The following is a 15,662-nucleotide window of genomic DNA, read 5'->3' as shown; positions in this document are numbered from 1 at the left end:
TCGGCCGAGGGCTGGAGCCCGGATTACTTTGCGAGCGTGACGCACGACTGAAGTCGTGCCCTCCCCGCTTTCCTTATTTCGGATCCTCCGTGCTCTCCGTGCCCTCTGTGGTTGAGCTTTTTTCCGGGCGCAGTAGTGGGAACAAGATGACGTCGCGGATAGTATGCGAGTCGGTGAGGAGCATGCAGAGCCGGTCTACACCGACGCCGACGCCCCCGGCCGGCGGCATACCATAGGCGAGAGCGCGGATGTAGTCTTCGTCCATCTGGTGGGCTTCCTCGTCGCCGCGCGCGCGTTCCTGTAGTTGCGCTTCGAATCTGCGTCGCTGATCTTCGGGATCGTTGAGTTCGCTGAAGCCGTTGGAGATCTCCATGGAGCCGGCGAAGATCTCCCAGCGCTCGGTCCAGTCAGGTTCGTCGGGCTTTTGCTTCGAGAGCGGAGAGATCGCCGTGGGGTATTCGTAAATGATCGTCGGCTGCGTTAAATGTTCCTCCGCCGCTGCCTCGAACAGCGCTGCGATGTTCTTCCCTGCGGGAGCATTCGCTTCATACGCCATGTGTGCGTGAGCGGAGTTGAAGCGTTCGACGAGCTTTTTCACGCCTTCGCTGCTGGCGAAGTCGCTTATCTCCGGCTTCGCGCCGGCAGCCTGCGGCCAATATTGAATTATCGCCTCGCGCATGGTCATACGTTTCCAGTTCGACCAATCAATCTCCTGCTCGCCCCATTTTGTTTTTGTCCCACCGGTCACGTCTTTCGCCGCTTGCGTGATGATTTCCTGGGTCAAATCCATTACGCCCTGATAGTCGGTATACGCCTGATAAAACTCGAGCATGGTGAACTCTGGATTCCAGCGCCATCCCAGCCCCTCATTGCGAAAGTTGCGGTTGATTTCGTAGACGCGATCGAGTCCGCCTACCACCAGGCGCTTCAAGTAAAGCTCGGGGGCGATGCGAAGATACAGATCCATGTCGAGCGTGTTGTGATGCGTGACGAACGGGCGCGCGACCGCGCCGCCGGCGATGGGCTGCATCATCGGGGTTTCGACTTCGACGAATCCGTGGGCATCGAGCGTGCGGCGCATCGACTGCACCAACTTTGTGCGCTTCAGAAAAACTTCGCGCACCTCGGGATTCATCACCATATCGACGTAGCGCTGGCGGTAGCGCAACTCAACGTCGGTCAGCCCATGCCATTTCTCCGGCAGCGGCAGCAGGTCTTTGCTGAGGAATGTGATCTCTTCGACATGGACGCTGAGTTCGCCGGTGCGCGTGCGAAACAGATATCCGCTGACGCCGATATGATCGCCGAGGTCGAGCAGTTTATAAAGCTCGAATCCCTGTTCGCCGACCGCGTCTTTTTTCACATAAATTTGCAGGCGCTTGCCACCCTGCTGGAGATGCGCGAATCCGGCCTTGCCCATGAGTCGAATGGCCATGATGCGTCCGGCAACGCGCACATTGACGCGCGACGCTTCCAGTTCCTCGCCGGACTTCGCCGAGTAGTCGGCCAGGATCTGATCGAGCGTATGAGTGAATTCGTACTTGCTGCGGTACGTGGCCTGGCCGAGCGCCTCAATCTGTTTCAATTTTTCGCGGCGCAATTCGTAAATTTTGTCGTCGAGTGACAAGATCGTCCTTTGATTGAAGATGGAAGGGAGATTATAAACAATGGGGCTGCCGCTGGACGCTACAGGAGTGAGACGCTCCCGGGGCAGCCGGCGGTATGCCGGCGCTACGTGCTGTTATGTTTGCATTCGCTATTGCCATGAATTCAGGAGGCGAGCATGGATAGAAGAACTTTGCTGCAAGCATTGCCGATGATGGCGCTTGTTCCGGCGGCGGTCCGGGCAGAGGCGAGGCCCGGGAAATCCGAACCTGCGTCTTCGGCGGCAACGGTGTATGAGCTTCGCGTTTACCACGCAAACGAAGGCAAGCTCGACGACCTGCTGAAACGCTTTCGGGAGCACACTACGCGTCTGTTCGAGAAACACGGGATGAGAAACGTGGCGTATTGGACGCCTCTCGATGAACCGTTGAAGGGCAAGACACTGATCTACGTTCTCGCTCATCCCAGCCGCGAGGCCGCGGCCAGCAATTGGAAGGCATTTGGCGACGATGCCGAATGGCAGAAAGTGCGCGACCAATCCGAGGTGAACGGAAAGCTGGTCGATAAAGTGGATTCCACTTACATGGCGCTGACCGATTTCTCTCCGGCGGTGTGAACTGCAAGGGGATGAGGCATAATGCCGCACGTGGACTTACAAAACAAATCCGAAAATAAACTTATGACAACTTTGCGGGAATTCCGGTGTGAAGTCTGTGGCATCGTGACCAGCGACCCCGTCCATTGGTTCGTGATTCGGTGCGGAGATTCCGACCTTACTGTGCACCGGTGGAGTACGGAAGCAGCCAACGCGCCGGGGGCGCGGCATTATTGCGGTGAAGGACATGCCGAGGTCTATATCAGCCGATGGTTTGAGGCGGCATGCAGTCCGCCGAAGCCAGACTTCAACAAGGCCTCGCCGGCAAAGTGACGCGGCCTCTGCCTGGAAAAACGTCTTCCCCACGAGTTGTTGTGGTGCTATCTCCGGAATCGACTGATACCATCATCCGCACAAAGAGATTGGAGGGCCTTCTCGTGACGATGAATCGCCGCACTTTCCTGGTTGCCAGTGGACTTACCGCGCTCGCCTCAACTCGCGCCTTCGGAGCGAACGACACTCTTCGCATCGGAATCATCGGAGCCGGCCATCGCATGGACGGCTTGCTCGATGCCGCGGACAAGGCGGGGCCCTATCAACTGGTCGCGATCAGCGACGTGTATGGTCCGAACTGCGACGCATTTCAGAAGCGGTCCACTGCCCAGCTAAGCGGTGTTCAGGCGACTACGCATCTTGATTATCGCGAAGTGCTCGATGACAAAGATATTGATGCCGTGATCATTGCATCGCCCGACCACTGGCACGTGCCCATGGCGCTGGACGCATTGAAGGCAGGCAAAGATGTTTATCTGGAAAAACCCGTCACGCACTCGCTGGAAGAAGGCCCGGTACTGACGCGCGCAGTGCGTTCGAGCAAACAGATTCTGCAATGCGGCATGCAGCAGCGTAGTTGGAGCCATTTTCGCGATGCAGTAGAGATGATTCAGGCAGGCAGCATTGGCCGCGTCGTCCAGGTGCGGACGTATTGGTGGCAGAACTATCATCGCAACCGGCCGGCGAAGCCGATCGACCAGGGCGCGCTGGATTGGAAACGTTGGCTCGGCTCCGCTCCCGATCAGCCTTTCAGCGACGAAAAATTCAGTCACTGGCGCTGGTTCTGGAATTTTGGCGGCGGAGCCATGACCGACCTGTTTACGCACTGGATCGATGTCGTGCATTGGGCGATGAAGTCGGACCAACCCCGCCAGGGTTTCATGCTGGGCGACAAATATATTTTCGAAGAGTGGGATTGTCCGGATACGGTGCAGGCTGCGTTTCGCTATCCCGGCTTCGATGTGGTGTATGAGGGCATGATGAACTCGTCCATCGATGACGGCGGACTGGAATTTCGCGGCACGGACGCGACTCTGAAGATCAATCGCAGCGGCTTCGCCGTTTATCGCGAACGTCTGGAGGAAGGGCAGAACCCAGTCCTCACAGCGCACAGCTTTCGCGACGGGACTATCTCGCACATGGAAAATTTCTTTGAATGCATCAAGTCGCGCAAAGAACCGAACGCGCCAGTAGAAACCGGGGTCGCGGCGGCCCGGGCAGGCCACATCGGCAATCTGGCGCACCAACACGGCGGGCAGTACGTGGGGCCAGCAAAGGCCTGAGGGTTTTTCCAAGACAGTCTTCCCAGACAATCCGGGATCTTGTTTCCGAGTTGGTACCATGGTACATTGGTACACATGAGCGACGACGCCAGGCTCCTCGTCGAGCGCGTGCAGACCGGCGTACGCATGGAGAAGCGGATTCTCAAAGTGCTGAAAGGTTTCGCCGAATATCACGACATGACGCTGGGTGACGTGCTGGAAGGGATCGTGCTGCATGCGTTCGACGGGAAAACACCGTTCGGTGCCGCGTCTTTGGAGAAGATTCGCGATCTGAAGAAGTTCTACGGTCTGGATCTGGATTCCAGCGCCAGCCACCGACTGAAAGAGATCAAGGCCAAATCGCCGCGCAAGCGCAGTAAGTAAGCAAGCGCACTAAGCAATAAGGGAGACATCGTGAAAAAGTGCGGTCTGACGGTTCTGCAATGGTCGCTTGGCATCGTGATCCTGATTGAAGCAGTGCTGTTCGTAATGCCTGGCGCGGCGCATGCATTCGCCGCAACCCACATGCCTGGGTTCATCCGGATGGTGCTGGGATTCGGCGAGATCGCGGGATGCATCCTGCTGCTGATTCCGAAAACGACTGTGCGGGGCGCGTGGCTGTTGCTGGCCGTATTTGTGTTCGCGATTCTGATTCATCTGCTGCACGGGATGTACAACATCGGGAACCTGGTCATCTATGCGGCGGCGGCTTTCGCGATTGCCGTGGGCAAGTAAAAACTGGTTAATGTCCATGACCAATGAGGAACTTATTCAGCGGTTCGAAGCTGACAGCGTTCCGGAAGATTTGTTTCATCACTCAGATCACGTGCGTCTGGCTTTCGCGTATCTTAGTCGATATGCGCCGCTGGAAGCGCTGGAGAGATTCACGGCTGCATTGAAGCGGTACGCTGCGGCTCTGGGCAAGGCGCAGCTCTACCACGAGACGATCACGCATGCGTATTTCTTTCTGATCCGCGAGCGTATCGTACGTTGCGGCGCCAACGAGTGGGAGGACTTCATTGCGAGCAACTCCGACTTGCTGGTGTGGAAAGACGGAATCTTGAGCCGCTACTACAACGAAGCCACCCTGAAATCGGACCTGGCACGCGCCGTATTCATCCTCCCCGACAAGTGTTGCTGAATGCCTCATCGGCGGTAAAATATCGGCATACATTTCGAGATGCACCACAAGGGAGTTTCCTATGGTTCACTTCAAGGTGAACGGACGCGAGCAGACTTTTGACGGCGATCCGGAAATGCCGCTGCTGTGGTACCTGCGCGACGTGCTCGGACTCACCGGAACAAAATTTGGATGCGGCATGGGCCTCTGCGGCGCGTGCACGGTTCTGCAAAACGGCAAGGCGATTCGTTCGTGCCAAAAGCAGATGGGAACAGCGGCGGGCCTGGAGATCACGACGATCGAAGCGATCTCGGCGAACGGACCGCACGCGGTGCAAAAAGCCTGGGCCGAGGTGAACGTGCCGCAATGCGGATATTGCCAGCCGGGACAAATCATGCAGGCGGTGTCGCTGCTGTCGTCGAAACCGAAGCCAACGGACGATGATATCGATGACGGGATGGCGGGCAACATCTGCCGCTGCGGAACGTACCAGCGCATCCGGGCGGCGATTCATGCCGCGGCGAAGGAGATGGCATGATTACGCAGACGATCGCGGTGGAAACAATCGCCACCGAAGTTACGATTGAGAACGTCAGCCGCCGGGGATTTTTGCAGGGTGTGCTGGGGGCGAGCGCGTTTGTACTGTGCGTGGGAAAATTCCCGCTTCTCGCAAAGGCGGCAAGAAGTGGGGCAACATCTTTGTTGCCAGGCGCCGCGGACACCATCGGAGCATCCCCGTTCCATCCCAGCGTTTTCGTTGGGATTCATACCGACGGCGCGGTGTACATCGTCGCGCACCGGTCGGAGATGGGGAATGGCGTGCGCACCAGCCTGCCGAGAATTCTGGCCGATGAACTCGATGCGGACTGGAACCGAGTGACCGTCGTACAGGGCGATGGCAATGCCGCTTACGGATCGCAGGATACGGATGGGTCGCATTCGGTGCGAGAATTTTTCGATGTGCTGCGAGAAGCCGGCGCGACTGCGCGGCTGATGCTGGTGCGCGCCGCGGCACAGAAGTGGGGAATTCCGGAGTCGCAGTGCGTGGCCGACCCCGTTCACAGCGTGACCGACTTGAGCGCTAAGCGCAAGCTGGGATATGGCGAACTCGCCGCTCTTGCTGCGACGCTGCCCGTGCCCAAGAAAGAGGAGTTGAAGTTCAAGTCGCCGCAAGACTGGCGCTACATTGGCAAGCCGGCGCCGGGCTACGATGTCGCGGATGTTTGCGCGGGCAAGCCTCTGTTTGGCATGGACGTGCGCGTGGATGGCATGCTTTATGCCGCGATTGCGCATCCGCCGGTGCTGGGCGGAAAAGTGAAGTCGGTCGACGACTCGGCCGCAATGAAAGTGATCGGCGTGAAGAAGACGATTGCGATCGATCCCTTCAAAGCCCCGCATGCGTTTCAGCCGCTGGGCGGCGTCGCGGTGATCGCTGACAACACCTTTGCGGCGTTTAAAGGGCGCAAGAATCTGAAGATCGAATGGGACAACGGCGCCAACGCGGGTTACAATTCCGCCGACGATAAGAAAGAATTGCAGGCAACTGCCCGCCAGCCGGGCAAAGTCGTGCATACCGTTGGCGATCCCGACGCCGTATTCGCCAAGGGCGGGAAATTTATCGAGGCGGAATATTTCGCTCCGCATCTGGCGCACGCTTCAATGGAGCCTCCAGTAGCAGTGGCGGATGTGCAGGGGGAAAAAGTCACGGTGTGGGCGCCAACGCAAGATCCGCAAGGCCTTCAGGAGCAGGTTGCGAAATCGCTGGGGCTGAAGAAAGAAAACGTAACGTGTCACGTGACTTTTCTCGGTGGAGGTTTCGGCCGCAAATCGAAGCCTGACTTCGCCGCCGAAGCCGCAGTGCTCTCGCAGAAAACTGGCAAGCCGGTCAAAGTGATCTGGAGCCGCGAAGACGACATCAAATTCGACTATTACCACTCGGTCGCGGCGATGTATTTGAAGGCCGCTGTCGATGAGTCGGGGAAGCCGAAGGCGTGGCTGCAGCGCTCGGCCTTCCCGCCGATTGGATCGACCTTCGACACGAGCGACGTCTATGGCAGCGCCGGCGAAATGTCACTGGGTTGGGATCTGACTCCTTTTGACGTGCCCAACTTCCGATCCGAAAACGGCGCGGCCACGGCCCACATTCGCATTGGCTGGTTGCGCTCGGTCGCAAATATTTATCACGCCTTCGCGGTGCAGTCGTTCGCGAATGAACTGGCGGTTGCGGCCAACCGCGATTCATACGATTACCTGATGATGTTGCTCGGCTCGGCGCGCAACGTTGACCCGGGACCGAAAGGGTCTCCGGCCGTCAACGAAAAATATCCATACGACATCGGCCGACTGCGTCATGTGGCCGAAGTTGCTGCCGAAAAAGCCAACTGGGGCAAAAAGAAATTCGGCAAAGGCTCGGGCATGGGGATTGCCGTGCACCGCAGCTTCTTCAGTTACGTCGCCACCGTGGTCGAAGTCGAAGCGGACGATCAAGGCACGATTCGCATTCCGCATGTCACTACTGTGGTGGATGCAGGAATGGTCGTTAACCCGGATATGGTTCGCTCGCAGTTTGTAGGGGCGGCGGTGTTCGGCACCAGCGTCGCGCGCACAGGAGAAATCACGGTCACGAACGGCGCGGTCGATCAGTCGAATTTCTTCGACTACCAGGTTGCTCGCATGAACGACGCGCCGCGGCAAGTCGACGTTCACATTGTTGACAGCAGCGCCCCTCCGGCGGGAGTGGGAGAACCGGGTGTGCCACCGTTTGTGCCGGCGCTCTGCAACGCTGTCTTTGCCGCGACCGGCAAGCGGGTGCGCGAGTTGCCGCTGACGCGGAACGGATTCGCGTAAGACTCTTCGGGGCGGCGGCGAGCGAACAGCGGGTCCCTCGGGATGACAAGGCTTACGATAGCTTCTCGCAGTGTCGCGTGCAGCAACAGCCTTGAACCGTGACGCTGTCGGCGCTACTATGGCGTGCTGCACGGATTTGTGTTGAGCCGGTCGAAGAGGCAAAACTATTTATGCCGCAAAACTACGTTCCCATTTTTATCTTCATCGCCCTAGTAGGCTCCCTGTTGCCCATTACGTTACTGGTGGCCAAGCTGGTGCGGCCGTCGAATCCGAGCAAGACCAAGCTGATGCCGTACGAATGCGGCATCGATCCCATCGACAGCGCGCGCGGACGCTACACCGTCCGCTACTACATCATCGCCATACTTTTTGTAGTGTTCGATGTGGAAACAATTTTTCTGTTTCCCTGGGCGGTGAAGTTTAAGGCGTTTGGTCTGTTCGGCCTGCTCGAGATGCTGATCTTCCTGGCGATTCTGATCGTGGGCTACATCTGGGTATGGAAGAAAGGCGCGCTGGAGTGGGTGTAGTCCGGAGTGCGCGGCCGGGACGGCCCAGCGAGAGCCGGCGGGACGCCGGCGCTACTTAAGATCGGCGCTGCGTAGAACATGTCCAGCTCACTCGATAACCCGATGGATTCGTCGCCCGCCGAAACTTTTACCGCATCGCGCTGGACTCAGGGCAACTTCTTCTTTCCTACGCGGCTGGTAGTCAGCCCGCAGCGGGTCATCCGCACTAAGTCGCGATGGTTCGGAAGCAACGAGGAAAGCATTCCGATCTCGAAAGTTGCCTCGGTGCATATTAAGACGGGCGTGTTCTGGTCGGAGATTGTCATCGAATCGACAGGGGGAACCGATCCCATCACCAGCCACGGGCATCGCAAGGCGGATGCGCAACGCATCCGCGATTTGATCGAGACCTACCAGGTGCGGGGGCGCGGATAGACGCGTCTTCCGTCGGGATTTGAACTCAGGAAATGTGGCGGCGATAGAGATCCTTCGACTCCGTTGTGGTTGGCTTCGCGGACGATAAGTTCGCTCAGGGTGACAGGAATGTAAATGAGATTCCTGGCGCCACCACCGTCGTTGACTTCATTCCCTCAAGCTGATAAAAGTTAACGTTCTTTTCGACGCACGCTGCGCCGGAGGTCTGTGCCTTCGCGACTATGCCGGACGAAACAAAATCCCCCTCGACCCCGCCGCCGGAGGGCGAACCGAAGCCAACGGCGGATCAGCCCGCAACTCCGGGCGGGGTGAAAGCTGCTTCATCGGGGTCGGTGCAATCGGGAACCAAATCCACACCCGAAAAGCCCGCGGCGGCTGCGCCTGCGAAACCTGCGGTTTCCGCTTCTGCGGCCCCCGCAATTCCCGCTTCGTCGCCCACCTCTGCAGCCACCGCCTCACCTAACGCTGCCGCACCTAGCGCCCCTTCCGCTGCGAAGCCCGCCGCTCCCGCGGCGAAAGCTGCGGTTCCGGTTCCCACGCCGTGGGATTCGCCGCTGGTCGCGAAGCTCAAGGGACAGTATGGCTCTGGTGTCGAGGCTCTGACTTATCTCGGGCAGAATTACATGATTGTCGATCGCTCGACGATTCCTGAGATTCTGCTCATCCTGCGCAACCAGGAAGAGTTCGATTATTGCGTGGATATTACTGCGGTGCATTATCCGAAGCGGGAGAGGCAGTTTGACGTTCTCTGGATTCTGTATTCGTTCGCGCGCAACGAGCGCATCCGCGTAAAGACGATGATTGCCGATGGCGAGTCGCTGCCGAGTTCCGTGCCCATTTGGGCGACGGCGAATTGGCTCGAGCGGGAAGTGTTCGACATGTTTGGCATCAGGTTCGACGGCCATCCGGATTTGAAACGCATTTTGCTGCCAGAGGGCTGGAGGGGATATCCGCTGCGCAAGGATTACGGGATTCTGCAGCAGGATAATGAATGGGTGCAGATCAACCTGGGGATTGAGAGCGGGCAATGAGCGCGCGGCATGGCCTCATCGGTTCAGCATAGCGCTCACGAGATCCCTTGCCTCGCTGGAGAAAGCGCGAGGCATCGGGATGACGCCGGCGAGAGGGAAAATTGAGGACGAGCCGACAACTGACGACTAACGACCGACGACCGAAGACTAACGACTAACGACCAACGACCAACGACCGATTCAATGACCGACCCCAACACACTCTCGCCGCTCGACCTGGACACGCCGGACAAGACGTTTCTGGATGCGAACGAACTGGTCATCAATATGGGCCCGCAGCATCCCGCGACGCACGGCGTGTTGCGTGTGATTCTGCGGCTGGATGGCGAAAAGGTTCTTGGGCTGGAGTGCGTGATCGGATATCTGCATCGCGGCGTCGAGAAAATTGCCGAGAACCGCACCTACACGATGTTCAATCCCTATGTCGACCGCATGGATTACGTCGCGGCGGTCTCGAACGGGCTGGGATATTGCGAGGCGGTCGAAAAGCTGCTTAATGTGGAAGCGCCGCCGCGGGCGCAATACGTCCGCGTGATTCTGACCGAATTGAATCGCATGGCCAGCCATCAGCTTTGGCTGGGAACTCACGCGCTAGACATTGGCGCGATTACGCCACTCTTTTATACATTTCGCGACCGCGAAGAGATTCTCAAAATTTTCGAGAAGTATTGCGGTGCGCGGCTTACCACACATGCGTTTCGCATTGGCGGATTGCAATATGAAACTTACGAAGGCTTCGAGCAGGAAGTAAGAAACTTCGTCAAGTTCGTGCGGCCGAAGATCGACGAGTACGAGGAACTGCTCACCACGAACCGCATCTGGCTGGAACGCACCAAGGGCGTGGGAACAATTTCTGCTAAAGACGCGATCGCGCTGGGCGTAACCGGGCCGGTGCTGCGCGCGAGCGGCGTGAAGTGGGACATTCGCAAAGCGCAGCCCTACGCTAACTACAAGAATTTCGAATTCGATATTCCGACGGGCGAGCACGGCGACACATACGACCGGTACATCGTGCGCATGGCGGAGTTCCGGCAGTCGCTGCGGATTATCGAGCAGGCAGTCGAGAACATTCCCGAGGGGCCGATCATGGCGAAGGTGCCGAAGGTGATGAAGCCGCCGGTGGGCGAGATCTATCACTCGATCGAAGCGCCGAAGGGCGAGCTGGGATATTTCGTCGTAAGCGACGGCTCGACTCAACCCTACCGCGTGCGAGTGCGGCCGCCGAGCTTTGTAAATTTGCAGGCGCTTGACATGATGTGCCGCGGGCAACTTGTCGCTGATGTGATCGCGGTGATCGGCACGCTCGACATTGTTCTGGGCGAGGTAGACCGCTAATGGCCGGATTCATCTTGACCACGAGCGGATTGGCTGCATACGTCCCGACGATCCATGACGTGATCGAGTACATCCAGTCCTACCTCGCAAGCGACAAAACTCCTGGGGCCGCGGGCAATATCTTCTGGGCCACGGTTTACATCCTGCTCGTGTTCGGCGGACTCTCGGTCGCTGTGATCGCGATGAACTGGCTGGAGCGCAAGATTCTGGCGCACATGCAGGTGCGGCTGGGGCCGATGCGCGTAGGCCCGCACGGACTGCTGCAACCGATTGCCGACGCTCTCAAATTGTTGCTGAAAGAAGACATCATCCCGGCCGAAGCCGACAAACTGGTGTTCTGGATCGCGCCATTCATCGTCGTGCTGGCGGCGTTTACTGTGTTCGTCGTTGTGCCGTTCGGGCCGCAGCACGCCATTACCGACATGAACATCGGCATCCTCTTCATGCTCGGCGTTTCATCGTTGAGCGTGCTTGGAATCGTCACCGCAGGATGGGCCTCAAACTCTCACTATCCGCTGATCGGTGCGCTGCGTTCGAGCGCGCAGATGGTTTCGTATGAAGTCGCGATGGGACTGGCAGTGGTCTCGGTCATTATCATGACGAGCCTGGAAACGGGCACCGGCACTCTCAGCATGATCGGCATTGTGCAGGCGCAGCAGGCGGCGGGCGAATGGTACATTTTCAAATTCTTCCCCCTCGGCCTGATCGGATTTTTTATCTTCGCGATCGCGATGGTGGCCGAGACCAACCGCGCGCCTTTCGATCTGCCGGAGGCCGAGTCCGAGTTGACCGCAGGGTTCCACACCGAGTACTCGGGCTTCCGGTGGTCATTATTTTTCCTGGCAGAATATTCCGCAATGATCGCCGTCTCGTCCATCGCGGTCACGCTGTGGCTGGGCGGATGGCTGCGGCCGTTTCCCAACGCGCTCAGCGGCCCCACATGGGACTTAGTCTTCTCCCTCTTCCCCGGAATCACATTCCTGCTTTTCGCCGCGATCTGCTTCTACAACACCGCGCGAATGCCAAAGCATCCGCTCTTCAAGGTTCAAACCATTGGCTTGGCCGGGTTTGGAGTTGTGCTCGGATTTATCGGGATGGCGATGTTCATTCCGCCGGTGCGCGACCGGGTCGGCGACATTTTCTGGTTCTGCGCCAAAGTTGCCGCGTTCATGTACCTGTATATCTGGTATCGTGGCACGTTCCCGCGATATCGCTTCGACCAACTCATGAAAGTAGGATGGAAAGTTCTGCTGCCGACCGGATTGGCGCTATTGATCCTGACCGCGGTTGTCGCCATGCGGGCCGAACTCTGGGCCCAACTGACAGGAGTGCGCCCATGAATCCCGTTGGGACAAATCCTCCGGTCGCGACTCCATTCTTCTTTTATCTGCTGGCTGCGACGATGATCATCGGCGGCATCCTGGTGATCACGCGGAAGAGCGCCATTCATTCGGCGATGGCGTTGATCACGGCGCTGCTGGCGCAGGCCGGACTTTACCTGATGCTCTATGCGCCGTTCGTCGCCGGCGTGCAAATCATTCTTTATGCCGGCGGAATCATGGTGCTGTTCCTGTTTGTGATCATGCTGATCAACATGGAGCGCTCGGTGAAAGAGCGGCAGTTCAACAAACAGTGGCTGGTCGGAATCGCTGCGGCGGCAGCTCTGGGCGGGCTTTTCATCGGCGTTTATACCGCCTCGACGAAAGGCAAAGCGCTCTTCCCGGAAGGCCGCCTGACTTACGGGGAAACGCAAAATACGCAACAAGTCGCGACCCTGCTGTTCGATGTGAATCGAGGGCAATACATGTTCGCCTTCGAAATCGCTTCCCTGCTGCTGCTGGTGGCGATTATCGGGGCGGTGGTAATGGCGAAGAAGAGGATTTGAAAAACAGCTTCTAGCTGCTAGCTCCTGGCTTCTAGCCAAACACTAGAAGTCGAGGCGCAGTAGCTAGAAGCCAGGAGCTAGAAGCTAGAAGCTTTTATGGAATCCATGCTCCACATCACGACGCTGCACTATCTGGTGCTCGGCGCGGCCCTGTTTCTGCTGGGGGTGATCGGTGTGCTCACGCGACGCAACGTGGTTATTGTGTTGATGTCGATTGAGCTGATTTTGAATGCCGTGAATTTGAATCTGGTTGCGTTTTCGCGTTACTGGCAGGGCATCCATGGGCCGTCTGCGCTGCACGGGCAGGTATTCGCGATTTTCGTAATTACCGATGCCGCTGCCGAAGCTGCGGTAGGACTGGGCATCCTAATCGCCTTCTTCCGTAACAAGGAGACGGTGAACGTGGACGAAGTGAATTTATTGAAGTGGTAGAAAGACAGCTTCTAGCTGCTAGCTCCTAGCGAACCGCGCGAGTGGTTTGAGCTAGAAGCTAGAAGCTAGAAGCTAGAAGCTCAAATGCTATTTCTCGATCACATTTATCTCATCCCGCTCTTCCCCGCCATCGGCGCGGCGCTGATGTTTTTTTTCGGGCGCCGGCTACAGAAGTCGACGGTGAGCGCGGTTTGCGTGGGCACGATCGTGCTGGCCTTTCTGATGGCATGCGGCGCGGTGCTGCAATACGTCAACAACTGGGCTCCGGCCCACAATCATCAGCCCTACGAAAAGATTCTCTACACCTGGCTCGGCACTGACATCGGACATCTCAACTTCCAAAAATCCGACGGATCTTCGGCGCCTTTCCAGGCCGACGCCGGATTTCTCCTCGACCCGCTCTCCAGCATCTGGCTGCTATTCGTGACCGGTGTGGGGATGCTGATCCATATTTATTCCACCGGATACATGGCGCATGAGGAGGGGTACTACCGCTTCTTCGGATACCTCAACCTCTTCATGTTCTCGATGCTGACGCTGATTCTGGCCAATAACTATGTGCTCATGTTCGTTGGCTGGGAAGGCGTCGGGCTGTGCTCGTATCTGCTGATCGGATTTTATTTTCATCGCAAGTCAGCCAGCGACGCCGCCGCCAAGGCTTTCATCGTCAATCGCATCGGCGATGCGGGATTTATTCTCGGCATGTTCTTCATCGCCTGGTTGATGGGATCATTGCGCTTCATCGATGTGACGGCCGCCGCGCGCAGCGGGCACTTCGCAATCGGCGACCCAATCATTACCGCGGCCACGCTTCTGCTGTTTGTGGGCGCATGCGGGAAGTCGGCGCAGCTTCCGCTTTATGTCTGGCTGCCTGATGCGATGGAAGGGCCTACGCCGGTTTCCGCGCTGATCCATGCGGCGACCATGGTCACGGCGGGCGTTTACATGGTCGCGCGATCGAACGCGCTGTTCGTGCTTGCCCCGAAGTCGATGCTGGTCGTCGCCATCGTCGGGGCGCTGACGGCCATCTTTGCCGCATCAATCGGGCTGGTACAAAACGATATCAAGCGGGTGCTCGCCTACTCCACCGTTTCGCAACTCGGTTACATGTTTCTGGCGCTGGGCGTGGGCGCGTTTGCGGCCGGCGTTTTTCACGTCTTCACGCATGCATTCTTTAAAGCGCTGCTCTTCCTCGGCGCGGGCTCGGTGATTCACGCCATGAGCGGCGAGCAGGATATGCGCAACATGGGCGGCCTGCACCAGCGCATCCCCATCACGCATGCGACTATGTTCATCGCGACACTGGCGATAGCGGGAATTTTTCCCTTTGCCGGATTTTTCTCGAAAGATGCGATTCTGTGGGAAACATGGTCGCGCGAAGCGGGCGCATTCCGCGTTTTGTGGTATGTGGGCTATGCGACCGCGTTGATGACGTCGTTTTATATGTTCCGGCTGATGTATCTGACCTTTCACGGCCACGGGCGCATGAGCCATGAGGTCGAACATCATATTCACGAGTCGCCGAAGTCGATGATCGTGCCGTTAGTCGTGCTGGCAGTTTGCGCGCTCGGCGCCGGATGGCTGGGCTGGCCGCACAGCCTGGGCGGGTCCGACCGGTTCACGAAATTTCTGGAGCCGGTATTCGCCGGAGAAGCGCAGACTCTGACGGAAGAAGGCAAGGCCGGGCAACTCGCAGCCGGCGAAAAAGAGGAAGAGAAAAACACCAGCACGGAATGGCTCCTGATGGGACTATCGCTCGCCGCGGCAGGAGCGGGATGGGCCATGGCGTGGCGCAGCTATCGGAATGCCGACAAAGGTTATTCCGAGCCGATAGCGGCCGCCGCTCCGCCTTTGTACAACACGCTGCTCAACAAATATTACGTGGACCAAGGCTATGATTACCTCTTCACTGGCCGGCGCAAAATGGGAGACCTGCGACTCGGTGTATTGGGCTTAGGAGAGGCCAGTGCTTGGTTCGACACGAATGTGATCGACGGCGCCGTCAACGCCGCGGGATGGATGACCCGCCTAACGGCCACAATTTCCAGTTGGTGGGATAAGTGGATCATTGACGGCATTGGCGTAAACGGCCCTGCGATTCTGGCGCGCATGTTAAGTTATCCCGCTCGGCTATTCGAGTGGGGACTGGTGCAATGGTATGCGCTGGTCATGACCGCGGGGTTGGTAGGTTTTGCGTTTTATTACGTGTATCACTGAAAGCAGCTTCTAGCTGCTAGCTCCTGGCTTCTAGCCAAAACTAAAAGCCAAGGCGTAAT

General features: G+C 57.9%; 17 protein-coding genes. 16 read left to right on the top strand and 1 reads right to left on the bottom strand.

Annotated elements, in window-relative coordinates:
- Positions 1 to 73: 73 nt before the first annotated feature.
- The gene (lysS, locus tag VGM18_03325) at positions 74 to 1,627 is read right to left on the bottom strand and encodes a lysine--tRNA ligase (protein ID HEY3972006.1); all 1,554 of its coding nucleotides are present in this window, start codon (positions 1,625 to 1,627) and stop codon (positions 74 to 76) included.
- Between the two features lie 156 nt (positions 1,628 to 1,783).
- On the opposite strand from lysS, the gene VGM18_03320 reads away from it, so the two are divergent.
- The 16 genes from VGM18_03320 to nuoL all read left to right on the top strand — a co-directional run bounded on the left by VGM18_03320 (position 1,784) and on the right by nuoL (position 15,603).
- On the top strand, positions 1,784 to 2,221 hold the full coding sequence (locus tag VGM18_03320) for an NIPSNAP family protein (GenBank protein HEY3972005.1): 438 nt from the start codon (positions 1,784 to 1,786) through the stop codon (positions 2,219 to 2,221).
- Positions 2,222 to 2,284: 63 nt separating this feature from the next.
- A complete protein-coding gene (locus tag VGM18_03315; GenBank protein ID HEY3972004.1) occupies positions 2,285 to 2,533 on the top strand; it encodes a hypothetical protein in 249 nt (82 codons plus the stop codon).
- Between the two features lie 110 nt (positions 2,534 to 2,643).
- Entirely contained in the window at positions 2,644 to 3,816 is a 1,173-nt protein-coding gene (locus tag VGM18_03310) for a Gfo/Idh/MocA family oxidoreductase (protein HEY3972003.1), read from the top strand.
- 75 nt (positions 3,817 to 3,891) lie between these two features.
- Positions 3,892 to 4,179, top strand: coding sequence for a hypothetical protein (locus VGM18_03305; GenBank protein ID HEY3972002.1), 288 nt, complete (start codon positions 3,892 to 3,894; stop codon positions 4,177 to 4,179).
- A 30-nt stretch (positions 4,180 to 4,209) separates the two neighbouring features.
- Entirely contained in the window at positions 4,210 to 4,530 is a 321-nt protein-coding gene (locus VGM18_03300; GenBank protein HEY3972001.1) for a hypothetical protein, read from the top strand.
- A 10-nt stretch (positions 4,531 to 4,540) separates the two neighbouring features.
- Positions 4,541 to 4,936, top strand: a complete 396-nt coding sequence (locus VGM18_03295; GenBank protein HEY3972000.1) for a hypothetical protein — start codon at positions 4,541 to 4,543, stop codon at positions 4,934 to 4,936.
- Between the two features lie 61 nt (positions 4,937 to 4,997).
- Positions 4,998 to 5,453, top strand: coding sequence for a (2Fe-2S)-binding protein (locus VGM18_03290; GenBank protein HEY3971999.1), 456 nt, complete (start codon positions 4,998 to 5,000; stop codon positions 5,451 to 5,453).
- A complete protein-coding gene (locus tag VGM18_03285) occupies positions 5,450 to 7,762 on the top strand; it encodes a molybdopterin cofactor-binding domain-containing protein (protein HEY3971998.1) in 2,313 nt (770 codons plus the stop codon). The genes VGM18_03290 and VGM18_03285 overlap by 4 nt, the downstream gene beginning before the upstream one ends.
- A gap of 170 nt (positions 7,763 to 7,932) precedes the next feature.
- Positions 7,933 to 8,289: an NADH-quinone oxidoreductase subunit A gene (locus tag VGM18_03280; protein ID HEY3971997.1), complete on the top strand. Its 357-nt coding sequence runs from the start codon at positions 7,933 to 7,935 to the stop codon at positions 8,287 to 8,289.
- Positions 8,290 to 8,367: 78 nt separating this feature from the next.
- Positions 8,368 to 8,703: a PH domain-containing protein gene (locus VGM18_03275; protein HEY3971996.1), complete on the top strand. Its 336-nt coding sequence runs from the start codon at positions 8,368 to 8,370 to the stop codon at positions 8,701 to 8,703.
- Positions 8,704 to 8,924: 221 nt separating this feature from the next.
- Positions 8,925 to 9,734 (top strand): NADH-quinone oxidoreductase subunit C, encoded by an 810-nt coding sequence (locus VGM18_03270; GenBank protein ID HEY3971995.1) that lies wholly within the window; start codon positions 8,925 to 8,927, stop codon positions 9,732 to 9,734.
- A gap of 183 nt (positions 9,735 to 9,917) precedes the next feature.
- Positions 9,918 to 11,069 carry an NADH-quinone oxidoreductase subunit D gene (locus VGM18_03265; protein HEY3971994.1) on the top strand — a complete coding sequence of 384 codons (1,152 nt, stop codon included), beginning with the start codon at positions 9,918 to 9,920 and terminating at the stop codon, positions 11,067 to 11,069.
- The gene (gene nuoH / locus VGM18_03260) at positions 11,069 to 12,409 is read left to right on the top strand and encodes an NADH-quinone oxidoreductase subunit NuoH (GenBank protein HEY3971993.1); all 1,341 of its coding nucleotides are present in this window, start codon (positions 11,069 to 11,071) and stop codon (positions 12,407 to 12,409) included. The genes VGM18_03265 and nuoH overlap by 1 nt, the downstream gene beginning before the upstream one ends.
- Positions 12,406 to 12,954: an NADH-quinone oxidoreductase subunit J gene (locus VGM18_03255; GenBank protein ID HEY3971992.1), complete on the top strand. Its 549-nt coding sequence runs from the start codon at positions 12,406 to 12,408 to the stop codon at positions 12,952 to 12,954. The genes nuoH and VGM18_03255 overlap by 4 nt, the downstream gene beginning before the upstream one ends.
- 105 nt (positions 12,955 to 13,059) lie before the next feature.
- Complete coding sequence (gene nuoK, locus VGM18_03250) at positions 13,060 to 13,386, top strand: NADH-quinone oxidoreductase subunit NuoK (protein ID HEY3971991.1); 327 nt, start codon at positions 13,060 to 13,062, stop codon at positions 13,384 to 13,386.
- Between the two features lie 84 nt (positions 13,387 to 13,470).
- The gene (nuoL, locus tag VGM18_03245) at positions 13,471 to 15,603 is read left to right on the top strand and encodes an NADH-quinone oxidoreductase subunit L (protein ID HEY3971990.1); all 2,133 of its coding nucleotides are present in this window, start codon (positions 13,471 to 13,473) and stop codon (positions 15,601 to 15,603) included.
- Positions 15,604 to 15,662 lie beyond the last annotated feature (59 nt).

Origin of the sequence: Candidatus Sulfotelmatobacter sp. (genome assembly GCA_036500765.1) — a bacterium.
Taxonomy (GTDB): domain Bacteria; phylum Acidobacteriota; class Terriglobia; order Terriglobales; family Acidobacteriaceae; genus Sulfotelmatobacter.
This window is presented reverse-complemented; position numbering and strand designations above follow the sequence as displayed.